Origin of the sequence: Protofrankia symbiont of Coriaria myrtifolia, assembly GCF_900634755.1 — a bacterium.
Lineage (GTDB): Bacteria > Actinomycetota > Actinomycetes > Frankiales > Frankiaceae > Protofrankia > Protofrankia coriariae.
Genome location: NZ_CAAAFS010000053.1, coordinates 1 through 11,202 on the forward strand (window position 1 = coordinate 1; position 11,202 = coordinate 11,202).

General features: G+C 69.2%; 9 protein-coding genes. 4 read left to right on the plus strand and 5 right to left on the minus strand.

Features of this window, described 5'->3' with window-relative positions; genetic code table 11:
- The first annotated feature begins 55 nt into the window (after nt 1-55).
- A complete protein-coding gene (locus tag CM1CMNOD_RS22175; protein WP_013872162.1) occupies nt 56-865 on the plus strand; it encodes a hypothetical protein in 810 nt (269 codons plus the stop codon).
- A gap of 21 nt (nt 866-886) precedes the next feature.
- Here the strand turns inward: CM1CMNOD_RS22175 and CM1CMNOD_RS02840 are convergent, their stop codons facing one another.
- Nucleotides 887-2,221, minus strand: a complete 1,335-nt coding sequence (locus CM1CMNOD_RS02840) for a UDP-glucose dehydrogenase family protein (RefSeq protein WP_043604648.1) — start codon at nt 2,219-2,221, stop codon at nt 887-889.
- Between the two features lie 384 nt (nt 2,222-2,605).
- On the opposite strand from CM1CMNOD_RS02840, the gene CM1CMNOD_RS02845 reads away from it, so the two are divergent.
- Genes CM1CMNOD_RS02845 through CM1CMNOD_RS02855 form a run of 3 tightly spaced genes read left to right on the plus strand, consistent with a single transcriptional unit; the run spans nt 2,606 to nt 7,438 of the window.
- Complete coding sequence (locus tag CM1CMNOD_RS02845; RefSeq protein WP_013872164.1) at nt 2,606-3,844, plus strand: glycosyltransferase family 2 protein; 1,239 nt, start codon at nt 2,606-2,608, stop codon at nt 3,842-3,844.
- Between the two features lie 13 nt (nt 3,845-3,857).
- Nucleotides 3,858-6,266 carry a right-handed parallel beta-helix repeat-containing protein gene (locus tag CM1CMNOD_RS02850; RefSeq protein WP_013872165.1) on the plus strand — a complete coding sequence of 803 codons (2,409 nt, stop codon included), beginning with the start codon at nt 3,858-3,860 and terminating at the stop codon, nt 6,264-6,266.
- Nucleotides 6,263-7,438 (plus strand): right-handed parallel beta-helix repeat-containing protein, encoded by a 1,176-nt coding sequence (locus CM1CMNOD_RS02855; protein WP_013872166.1) that lies wholly within the window; start codon nt 6,263-6,265, stop codon nt 7,436-7,438. Before CM1CMNOD_RS02850 ends, CM1CMNOD_RS02855 begins: the two co-directional genes overlap by 4 nt.
- A gap of 97 nt (nt 7,439-7,535) precedes the next feature.
- Here the strand turns inward: CM1CMNOD_RS02855 and CM1CMNOD_RS02860 are convergent, their stop codons facing one another.
- From CM1CMNOD_RS02860 to CM1CMNOD_RS02875, 4 genes are all read right to left on the minus strand, one after another.
- A complete protein-coding gene (locus CM1CMNOD_RS02860) occupies nt 7,536-7,988 on the minus strand; it encodes a DUF3817 domain-containing protein (RefSeq protein ID WP_013872167.1) in 453 nt (150 codons plus the stop codon).
- A complete protein-coding gene (locus tag CM1CMNOD_RS02865; protein WP_013872168.1) occupies nt 7,985-8,431 on the minus strand; it encodes a hypothetical protein in 447 nt (148 codons plus the stop codon). The genes CM1CMNOD_RS02860 and CM1CMNOD_RS02865 overlap by 4 nt, the downstream gene beginning before the upstream one ends.
- A gap of 250 nt (nt 8,432-8,681) precedes the next feature.
- Complete coding sequence (locus CM1CMNOD_RS02870) at nt 8,682-9,632, minus strand: hypothetical protein (protein WP_043602867.1); 951 nt, start codon at nt 9,630-9,632, stop codon at nt 8,682-8,684.
- A gap of 314 nt (nt 9,633-9,946) precedes the next feature.
- Complete coding sequence (locus CM1CMNOD_RS02875; RefSeq protein WP_237702963.1) at nt 9,947-10,696, minus strand: SigE family RNA polymerase sigma factor; 750 nt, start codon at nt 10,694-10,696, stop codon at nt 9,947-9,949.
- Nucleotides 10,697-11,202 lie beyond the last annotated feature (506 nt).

An 11,202-nucleotide genomic window follows, 5' to 3' on the forward strand; every position in this document is an offset into this window, starting at 1 on the left:
GGAGTGGGCGGGGCCGGGCGGACGCCCGGGGACCGCTGATCGCGGGAGAGCGGGTATGACGGTTTGCGGGCTGCTGCGCCTGGACGATGCCCCGGTGCGGCGTTCGGTCCTCACGGCGATGCTCGCCTCGTCGTCGGTGGGCCTGCCGCCGGCGCGGGGCGTGCACCTCGACGGGCCGTTCGGCGTGGTGACGGCCTCGGGGTTCCCCGGTGACCCGACACCACCGATCGCGGTGGACGCGGAGGGGTTGGTCGTCGTCCTCGACGGCTGCCCCGGACGGCGGCGACGGGGTGGGAGCGGCCCGATCTCACCGCGTGGCGGTGCCCCGGCTGTCCTGCCCGCGCAACCGTCGGCCGGTCCGCACACGTACCTGTCGGCCGGTGCGTCAGCCGGCCCGTACGCGCAACCTGCGGCCGGTGTGTCAGATGACCGGCCCGGGGCTCCTGCCTGCGTGGGCTCCACCGACGCCTGCCTGCTCGCGGCCGCCTACCGCAGGGACGGCGAACGTTGTCTCGGGCCGCTGGGCGGGGACTGGGTCGCGCTGATCTGGGAGCCGGACCGCCGGCAGCTTGTGTGCGCCCGTACCGGCGACCCGGGGCAGGACCTGCTCACCTGGTCGGACGGGCGCGTTTTCGCGTTCGGGACGGAACTGGCGCAGCTTCGTGCGGCGGGGATGCCTGCGACGGCGGCGGGCCGCCCGCGTCCCGGTCGCAGGCTGGGGCGGGTCAGCTGGCTCGGCCCTGACGAACGGCTTGCGGTCCGCCTGCCCGGGGCGGTGACGGACCACCCCGCCGTGCCGGCCGGGCGGAGCGCGGTAGCGATCAGCCGGAGCGTCGTGTCCACTCGGTCGTGGCGCTCCGGCTGATGCTGTCGGTTCGCCGACTTGTCAGGGACGGCCGAGCGCGTGGTACGTCCAGCCCGCGGCACGCCATTGGGCCGGGTTGAGGGTGTTGCGACCGTCAATGATGGTGCGGGCCGCGACGACCGCGGTCAGTGCGTTCGGGGCGAGCTCGCGGAATTCTGTCCATTCTGTGAGATGGAGCACAATATGCGCCCCGATCGCGGCGTCGACGGCGTTGTCGGCGTAGATGATCTCCGGGTAGGCGCGCCGGGCGTTCGGGATGGCGGCCGGGTCGTAGACGGCGACCGTGGCACCGGCCTTGCGCAGGGTGTCGGCCACCGCGAGGGCGGGGGAGTCCCGGATGTCATCGGAGTTGGGTTTGAACGCCGCGCCGAGCACGGCGACCTTCTTCCCGGTGACGTCGCCGCCGAGCGCCTCGGTGGCGAGGGTGACGGTGCGGGTGCGGCGCCGGAGGTTGATGGCGTCCACCTCGGCCAGGAAGGCCACGGCCTCACCGGCGCCGAGCTCGGTCGCGCGGGCCTGGAAGGCGCGGATGTCCTTGGGCAGGCAGCCGCCGCCGAAGCCGAGGCCGGCGTGCAGGAAGCGGCCGCCGATCCGGGTGTCGTACGAGATGGCCTTGGACAGGTGGGTGACGTCGGCCCCGGTGGCCTCGCAGACCTCGGCCATCGCGTTGATGAAGGAAATCTTGGTGGCGAGGAAGGCGTTCGCGGCCACCTTGACCAGTTCCGCGGTGGGGTAGTCGACGGTGACGACGGGCGTGCCGGCGGCGATCACCGACGCGTAGACGCGGTGCAGCGTCGCCTCGGCGTTGCCGCCGGGCGCGACGCCGAACACGAGCCGGTCGGGGCGCAGGGTGTCGTCGACGGCGAAGCCCTCCCGCAGGAACTCCGGGTTCCAGGCGAGCTCGACCCCGGGTGCCTGCTCGGACAGCCAGGCGGCGAGGCGGGCCGCCGTCCCGGCCGGGACCGTGGACTTGCCCACGACCAGCGAGCCCGGCCGCAGCCCACCCGCGATCAGTCCGCTGACCGCGGCGTCGACGTAGCGCATGTCCGCGGAGTTCGACTCGGGATGCTGGGGCGTCCCGACGCAGACGAAGTGGACGTCCGCCGCGCTGGCGGCGTCCGCCAGCGATGTCGTGAAGGACAGGCGGCCGGACTCCAGGTTCTTGCGGAGCAGTTCCTCCAGGCCGGGCTCGAAGAAGGGCACCTCGCCGGCGGTGAGCCGCTCGATCTTGCCCGGGTCTACGTCGACACCGATGACCTCGAAGCCCAGTTCAGCCATGCAGACCGCGTGTGTCGCGCCCAGGTAGCCGGTTCCAATGACAGAAATTCTCAATGGATCAACAACCGTTGTTCCCATGTGGTTTGTCAACTCCCAGTTGGCGGTAATCTGACTATGGGCGTTGTGCATTCGACATGATCCGTTAACGTTTGCCGCCACCCGGAGTCATGCGATGCGAAGAAGAGGCATTATGCACGCACCTCGTGATCGCAGAGTAAATCTGCCGGGGTCGCGTTATTTCTCGTGACAGGGTAGGTGTGTTCCGTAGCGACCGACGCCCCGGGGTACGTGCGATTCACGTCACACTGCTAACCTCCGGTGTAACTGCCATCGGGGGTGGGGTTCTATGCGCCTTCGCGTCCGACGGTCAAGTTTTTGGCCGATATGAGGGGGAGGGGCCACCGGGCCGCTGCTTTTCAGATGGGTCTTTACGGTAACCCCTCGGAGGGAAAACGCTAGGCAATGGACGCGCTCAGCACCGTGATCGACCGCGTCGGATCGTACTGGGGACTTGTTCCCCTGGGCATCGCGGGAGTGATCTCGTGGTCGGTGTGGTTGTTCCGACGTGTATTGTCATCTCGTTACAAGCCGATCAACAACAAGTTTCGGGCATCCACATCCGTCGTCGTCCCCTCTTTCCGTGAGGACCCGGATGTCATAGAGCGCTGTCTACAGACGTGGCTGGCGCAGAACCCCGACGAAATCATCATCGTCCCGGACGTCGAGGACACCGAGCTCATCAGCCGGCTGCGAAGGCACGCGCGGGAGCACCGCAACCTGCGTGTCCTTCCCTTTGTGCACGAGGGCAAGCGCTCCGCCCTCGGTGTGGGCATCAAGGCCGCCACCAAGGAGATCGTGGTCCTCTGCGACTCCGACACGGCCTGGGAGCCGGGCCTGCTCGCCGCCGTCCAGATGCCGTTCGTCGATCCCAAGGTCGGCGGGGTCGGCACCCGGCAGAGCGTCTACAACGCACGCACCAGCGTCTGGCGCAGGGTGGCCAACTGGCTGGTCGACATCCGCTACCTCGACTACGTGCCGGCGCAGGGCCGGGCGGGCGCGGTCGCCTGCCTGTCCGGACGGACCGCGGCCTACCGCCGGTCCGCGATCCTGCCGGTGCTGCACAACCTGGAGAACGAGTTCTTCCTGGGCAGACGGTGCATAGCCGGGGACGACGGGCGGCTGACCTGGCTCACCCTCGCCTCCGGTTACAAGACCGTGCACCAGGACACGGCCCGGGCCATGTCGATGTTCCCCGACTCGCTGAAGGCGTTCATCAAGCAGCGGGTGCGGTGGAGCCGTAACTCCTATCGCTGCTACCTGACCGCGATCTACAAGGGCTGGCTGTGGCGCCAGCCGCTGATCTGCCAGATCAGCGTCCTCCAGATCCTGCTCACCCCGATCACCATGGGGGTGGCCATGACCTACCTCGGGTTCTGGATGGTCCGGCCACAGGCAAACGCCCCCCTCATCGCCGTCGCGTGGCTGCTGGGCGGGCGTGCCGTGCGCGGGCTGTCGCATCTGCGGGAGCAGCCGCGCGACATCTTCATCCTCCCGGTGGTGGTCGTGATGATCGTCATCGTTGCTCTGCCCATCAAGACCTGGGCATTCATCTCGATGAACAAGCAGGGCTGGTTGACCCGGCGTGCCGACCTGATCGGTGGCGAGGGGCAGTCGGACGCGTCCGTTCGGGTGAGCCAATAATGATCGGAGTTTCATGATCATCCCGACGCTCGGATTCTCCGTCCGCCGTGGGTTGTCGCCCGGCGCCGGGCCGTCCCCCAGCCGTCGGCGACCGTGGGCTCGTGTCCTGAGCGGTGGGGTGTGCGCGGGCGTCCTTCTCGGGGCCGCCTCCGTCCTGATCGGCGTGGCCGGCCCCGCGCAGGCCGCGCCCTCATCGCCGCTGCCCCCGGTCACCTCGGCGGACGCCAAGAAGCAGGCCCTGCTCGTCGACGCCGAGGACATCCGCCTGCGGTCGATGTTCGAGAAGTTCGGGGTGCTGCGGGCACCTGCCATGGTGCAGACCCAGGGCAGCCTGCCAACCCTGCTGCTGCCCGCCCGGCCGGCTCCTTACACGATCGAGGAGGTCGCCGCCGCCGGCGGCATGCGCCGTGAGGTCGACGGCGCCACCCTGGTGCTGACCAACATCGTGGTCGGGCCGGACGCCCACCTGATCATCGATCAGCGGGCCGGGTCACTGCGGCTCGCCAGCAGCCCGGCGGGATTCGTCGGACTCACCAGTTGGCGTGGCGCCATCGAGATCAACGGTAACGCGCAGCAGCCGCTGAACGTCACCGGCTGGGACATCAAGGAGCTCAAGCCCGACGTCAACGCGGTGGACGGGCGCGCCTACATCCGCACGATGGGTGGCGAACTGGTCGTGCGCAACGCCCGGGTGTCCAACCTGGGCTTCTGGAACGGCCGTACCGGCGGCGTGGCCTGGACGGGCAGCAAGGGCGAGCCCAGCACCGGTGGCGCGGCCAACTCCACGTTCGTCAACAACGTCTGGGGTGCCTACATCTCCGGTAGCGAGGGCATCCAGATGATCAATGTGCGGCTGGAGAGCAACGACCGGGCCGGCCTGGCGATCCACCGGGACGCGGTCAGCACCCTCATCTCCGGCAGCACCTCCACCGGCAACCACGGCGAGGGCATCACCATCGACCGCGCCTCCGGCTCCCGGGTCATGCGCAGCACCATCACGAACAACAGCGGTGACGGGATCACGCTGGACGGCCGTGGTATCGGCATCGTCGCCACCGCCACCGGCGTCCAGATCAACCAGATCAAGGGAACCGTCATCGAGGCGAACACGCTGAGCGGCAACGGGCGCTACGGGGTCCGGGTCCTCGGCGGTGAGGACACCGTCGTACGCGGCAACAAGGTGTCCGGCAGCCAGGTGGGCGTCGTGGTCAAGAGCGGTGCGAACGGCACCCAGATCCTCGACAACACCGTCGGGGGCGTGGCCGACTCTGCCCTGCAGATCGGCCCGGACGCCAAGCGGACGGCCATCACCACCAACACGCTCGCCGACGGGCGGATGGGGATCATCACCCAGGACGCCGCGACGAGCATCATCAGCCGTAACAAGATATCCGGCTCGACCGAGTTCGCGGTGACTGTACGCGGCCAGTCTGACGGCACGACCGTGGGCAACAACACACTGGCCGGCCGGGGCTGGCGAGCCGTCGACATCCGCAAAGCCGTCGGGATCACCGCTGCGGCCGTGAAGAGCAACGACACGTCGAAGTGGATTCCCCGGCTCGAACGCCCGTGGTACGCGATCTTTGAACGGCACCCGGCCCTGTTCGTCTGGTCGTTCATGGCACTGCTGCCGATTCTTGGCTGGCGTACCGGCCGGCGCTGGCGCAAGCGCGCGGCCAACGAACACCCCTATCCCGAGTCCGATCTGCTGGTACGACGCATGACCAGCGTGAGTGCCGTTCCGGCCGGCCCGCAGCCGGCCGCGGCCGGCCCGGCCGGCCTGCAGGCCGCCGTCGAGCGGCTGGAGCTGGTCGAGGCGACCGAGGTGATCCCCATGCCCCCGCGCCCCGGGGACCGCGGACGGACACCGCTGGTACCCGGCCAGGGCGCCCAGCGGACGACCACCTACCGCGGCGCCGCCGCGCAGGAGTATCCGCCGGCATCCCGGCCGCGGTACGGCGACCACTCCTGGCCTGCCGCGTCCACGCCGCAGCCCGGCCCAGCCGGCCGGCAGGCGGGGCCCGGCAGCGGCAGCTCCGACAGGGCGTTCAGCGGGCGTGATCGTGATGGTGCCCGGGCCAACCAGGACGACAACCCGACCATGGACGGCCTGCGTTACCTGCGTGACCATGCGGCACGGTATTCTGACGACCCCTTCGAGCGGTTCGCCGAGGGCGAGGATGACGATTTCCGTGGAGGTGACCCCGCCAGCGCCGCCGCGCCACAGGGATATCCGCAGGCCCGGAACGACCGGCTTCCAGATGATCGTTTTTATGAGGGCGACCCGGAGGCGGATGACGCCACGATCCAGGACGATCGCGAAGGTGCCGCGGTGGTGAAATACGACACCGTCGGATCGCGAGCGATGATTTCCTACAATGGGAAAGATCGTGACCGTTACACCAGGAGGGATCCACTGTGACGATCCCTCCTGCGGGGGTCCCCACCGGGACGGCCGGCCCCTCGACAGGGCCGGCTTCCCGGGGCACCCGCAGGCGTTGGGGTCAGTACGTGATGGCGACGGTGGCGCTCGCGTGCGCGGTGACGGTCGCCGCCTGCCAGGGCGGCACGAAAACGGCGAGCTCGCAGGCGCCGCCAGCCACGGGCTCGGCAGCTTCCGAGGCTTCCCCGCGGGCGTCCGCCGCCGGGGCCGGGCCGGTCGTCACCCAGGGCGGCGGGCCTCAGTCCGGCAGCCAGGAGGTGACCTGTCCGGCAGGTGAGCCCACTGTCCGTAACGCCGGTGATCTCAAGACAGCGCTGGCGTCGGCGAAGCCCGGCGCGGTCATCCGACTGGCCGACGGCACATACGCCGGCGGCTTCACCATCGCCAGGTCGGGCACGGCGGCACAGCCGATCTGGCTGTGCGGTTCGCGCAACGCCGTGCTGGACGGCCAGGACGACACCGACTACATCCTGCACATCGACCATGCCTCCTACGTCCGCCTGTCGGGTTTCAGCGTCCGCAACGGCAAGAAGGGCGTGATGGCGGACGGCGTCCAGCACAGCATTATTGCCGGGCTCAGTGTGAGCGCCATCGGGGACGAGGCCATCCACCTGCGTTCCTTCAGCTCCGACAATCTGGTGACCGGGAACGTCATCCGGAACACCGGGAACCGCTCGGAGAAGTTCGGCGAAGGTGTCTACGTCGGTAGCGCCAGCAGCAACTGGTGCAAGTACTCGAACTGCCGCCCGGACAACAGCGACCGGAATTCGATCATCGGGAATGACATCGCCGGCACGACGTCGGAGAACATCGACATCAAGGAAGGCACCACCGGCGGCATCATCTCCGGGAACACGCTGTCCGCCGACAGACTGGTCGAGGCCGACTCGTGGATCGACCTCAAGGGTAACGGGTGGACCGTCGTGGACAACACCGGCCGGGGCGGCGGAAGCATCAAGGACGGTATCCAGACCCACGTCGAGTCCGCCGGCTGGGGACGACGGAACATCATCCGGAACAATTCGCTCGCGGTGAACGGCGGAGGGTTCGGGGTTTATATCCACAACGGCGACAGCACCCAGAACGTGGTCGGTTGTGACAACAGGATTCAGGGTGCGGAGCGGGGCTTCTCCAACATCAGGTGCTCTTAGCCGTAATGTTTCCGCCGCCGGACGGACGTCAGCATTGGTTATCAGCGTCGCGTGACGTCACGTCCGGTGGTTGTTGTCGTTACGCTGTGAACTGGTCTCACGTGCCGTGAGTGGACCGCTGTCGTTCGAGCACCGTGCGGGTGACCCGGCGCTCCATCACGAACGACAGGAAGGGAATCGTGCCGGCCAGCATGACCCACAGGGTCGTCCCGGTGCCCAGCCGGCACCGGGACGACAGGTCCGCGGTCAGGGCAAGATAGATCATGAACAGGAGCCCGTGGACGGGGCTGACGGTCTCGGCGAGCGCCGGGGCGTCCGCCAGGTACTTCAGCGGCACGCCCACCAGCACGAGCGTGATCAGCCCCACACCGACGAGATAGGCGATCACCCGGAAGCGCAGCAGCGCACGACGGACCGCGCGCTCGCTGAAGCGCCCGGAGTCCGAGGCGGAACCGGTGCCGCTCGCCGTCGTTTCCGCCGTTCCAGGGCCTGCCGTGGGCTCCGGTCCCGGGGCTGGGCTCCGGGCGTCCTCCTTGGTGGGCGGTGTCACCGTGTCCCCGATCCGGACGGCGTGTCCCGCTCGTAGAGCGAGGCAAGGTAGCGGTTGTACGCCTCCAACTCCTCGTCATCCTCCTCGTCGTCGCCAAAGCCGTTGCTGAGCGAACCGTCAGTGCCGGACCCGCCCGGCCCACCAGGCCCGTGGCGTTCGTTCCATGGTTGTCCGTCCGTACCGGGGCGGGCCGCCTCACCGGCCGCGGGAGTCCTCTTCGCCGATCCTGGACGAAGTTCCTCGCGCACCATCTGCCACCAGCCGAAGATCACGGCCGCGGCGAAGATCGGCCATTCCACACCGTAGAAGAGGTTCTGCAGGGTCCCGCGACCGGACTGCCCCTTCTCCCACTGCCACCACCCGAGCCTGGCGAACAGACCGATCATGAACAGTGCGAGCGCGTGACGCAGGATCCAGGAGGGCGAGAAGAGGATTCGGCGCACGTCTGCGACGCTACATCCGTTCGTGCCCGGCGTGGCTGTCGGACGGGTTGACAAGTGCGGCTCGCCCGCCCCGGCTGGGGGGGTTAGCGGGGAACGGGCGAGCCGGAACGTTCGGAAACAGCGCTTTGGTCAGCCGAAAGATCATCGGTTCTGAGCGCAGCGGAGCTGTCCGCACGTTCATATGTCCAGTCGCCCGGGAGCCTGGCGGGGTTGCCGCGTCCGGAACATTTTTTTCGACGTCGAGAACGGCTCACCGGCGGCCGGAGAGGACAGCCGCGGCAAGCGAGATCTGCCCCGGGGGCGCAGCCTGGACCTGCTGCGGCCTGGACAACCTGCCGCCGCCGGGGCTGCCCCGCCCGTCCGGGTCGCGCCGTTCGTCCTGCTCGTCGCGATTGTTCGAGTAGTCGCGGTCGTCTGCGTCATCTGAATCGGGCTCTGCCCGGGCGGACACCTCGACGGTCAGGATGCCTCCACTCGAGCCCGGGTCGAAGTCGATCTCGACTACCGAACCCACCCATCTGCTCGAATGGCCCGACTGCACGACGACAGACGAGACATCCTGCCCGTCGATGTCGGCCCGCACCACGCCCCGTACCCCCAGCGTGCCCAGGTACAGGCTCAGACGGCCGGCCTGGCCGGCCGTCGGGACGGCAAGCCGGAACCTGCCGGAGTCCCGCAGCGCCAGGGCGTCGGCATAGTTGCGGCCCGTCCGCTGTGGGCTGCCCGCACTCCAGTCGAACCGGCTGGTAGCGGCGACCACCGTCGGGTCGCTGCCGGACACGTTGAGCCGGCCAATGATCGGTTCTGCCAGGTTCGCGCGTACCCGCTCGGCGGATCTGTTCGCGCCGTTCCCGTAAAGAACCCAGTCCCGGGCGCCCGGGGTCGGCAGAATGATCCGTTCCAGGGGCGTCGGGCCGACACTGAGCTGGACCCGCGGCGCCTTGTCCGCCGGTGTTCGGGGTGACGGAGGCGCGGCGGCCGGGTCGGGTGTGGTCTGTGACGTCGGCCCGGCCGACGCGGGCTGTTGCGAGGGGATGGGCAGAGGCAGGGTGACCCCGGTCGCGGAAGCGGGCGGCGGTACCGGAAGCGCCGTGGCCGACATAGAATGATCATTATTGCGCGACGGGACTGTCCGGATGCCGATCAGCGTGATCGCCACGACGCCGAGCACGCCGACGACGGCGCCCAGGGTAATCGTCACGGATCGGGAGGAAACGGCAGGCGGTCTCTCCGGCCTTCTTCCCCGCGGGGCCGTCCTTTCCAGGCCCTGCCGCTCCAGACCCTGCCGCCGTCGCTGGTCACGAGGCAGCCGATCCGGGCTTTCGGAGCGACGGCCGGCAGCGTGGGCCAGCGGTGGGCGGGTCTCACGGCCCGGCCCGACAACGCGTCCGCGGATCCGCGCGCTGTCCGGCTCGTGCGCGTTCGCCGCGTCCGTGAGCGTCTCGGACAGCCACGGCCCCGGTTCCACGAGGGTGTGTCCGCGGTGGCGACGGCCGGTGCAGCGGCGACCGCCTGTCATGTCGCCTCCCCACCCCGCAGCCGCGCCCGCGGATCGACGTCGCGCCGCCGGCGTGGCAGCCCCTTGCGCGCCTCGGGATGCTTCCTGCCCAGCCGTGCCACGGGATCCGCCGCCGGCGGAGCCTGCGGCCCCCGGGCGCTCCCACGCGCGTTGTCGCGTGTGCCCGCCAGCAGGACGCGCTCCAGCTCACCGGCGCCCTTCGAGGTCTGGCTCTTGACCGTGCCGACGGAGATCCCCAGGGTGCGGGCGGTCTCGTCCTCGGAGAGGTCGAAGGCGTACCGGAGCACCAGGCACTCCCGTTTGCCGGTCGACAGCGACATCAACGCCGTCCGGACGTCGACGACGGCCGGCACGTCGGTGTCGGTGCTGCGGGTCTCGGCCAGGCTGCCGAGAATGCCGAGGCCGTGCCGCTCGCGCACGATCCGCCGTAGCCGGCTCGCGGCCATGTTCGCGACGGTACGTCTGAGGTAGGCCAGCGGGCTGTCGGCCTGGCGGACCCTGTCCCAGCGCCGCCAGGCGGCGGTGAACGCGTCGGCGGTGATGTCGTCGGCGGCGTCATGGTCGTTGGTCAGCAGATAGGCGAGCCGGGACAGTTGGCGATGGTGCCGCTCGAAGAAGTCGTGGAACTCCGCGGCCGGGCCGTCGTGGTCGTCGTGGTCGTCGGGGCCACCGTCCACGGCGGCCGGGCGGGTAGGGGCGCGGTCACCGACATGGCCATCGGGCGCTACGGGATCATCGGGTGCCACAGGGGCATCCGGTGACACGGGGTCCGCCGGTACCACGGAGGTACCCACGGCACCGCCCGCTTCGATGGTGTCGCCGTCCCGTTCCAACCGGCGTGCTCCTGAAGCTCGTCCGATGGGCGATGCGCCACATGTGTGGATCTCGCCCGGTGGCAGGATGAGAGAAGTATGTCCGGCGCGCAGCCTATGGGCTGCGGCGGGTCCGTACAATTCGGTCATCACCACGATTTGGTCATCATCCGGCTGGGATCGGGTGATTCACTCCCTCATCCTGTCCGCGGACTGTTGCCGGATGACGTAACGATGTTTCCGTGGGACACCGGTCGGGGTATGCCGGCGCATATGGGTGCTTCGCACGAAGTCGTTGTGGCTCGCCGGGACGTCCGTGTGCATCGGCCTGCCCCACCGCCTCCGCTTGATCCGGACACTCCGATCCCGGACGACCCCGCTCCGCTGCTTCCCAGTACGCCCGATCTGCCGCCCGCCCCGCACGAGCCCTCCCCCTACAC

Excerpts from the sequence above, each read along its gene's own strand:
- CM1CMNOD_RS22175 (WP_013872162.1), top strand. The coding sequence starts at position 56 with ATGACGGTTTGCGGGCTGCTGCGCCTGGACGATGCCCCGGTGCGGCGT.
- CM1CMNOD_RS02845 (WP_013872164.1), top strand. The coding sequence starts at position 2,606 with ATGGACGCGCTCAGCACCGTGATCGACCGCGTCGGATCGTACTGGGGA.
- CM1CMNOD_RS02840 (WP_043604648.1), bottom strand. The coding sequence starts at position 2,221 with ATGGGAACAACGGTTGTTGATCCATTGAGAATTTCTGTCATTGGAACC.
- CM1CMNOD_RS02850 (WP_013872165.1), top strand. The coding sequence starts at position 3,858 with ATGATCATCCCGACGCTCGGATTCTCCGTCCGCCGTGGGTTGTCGCCC.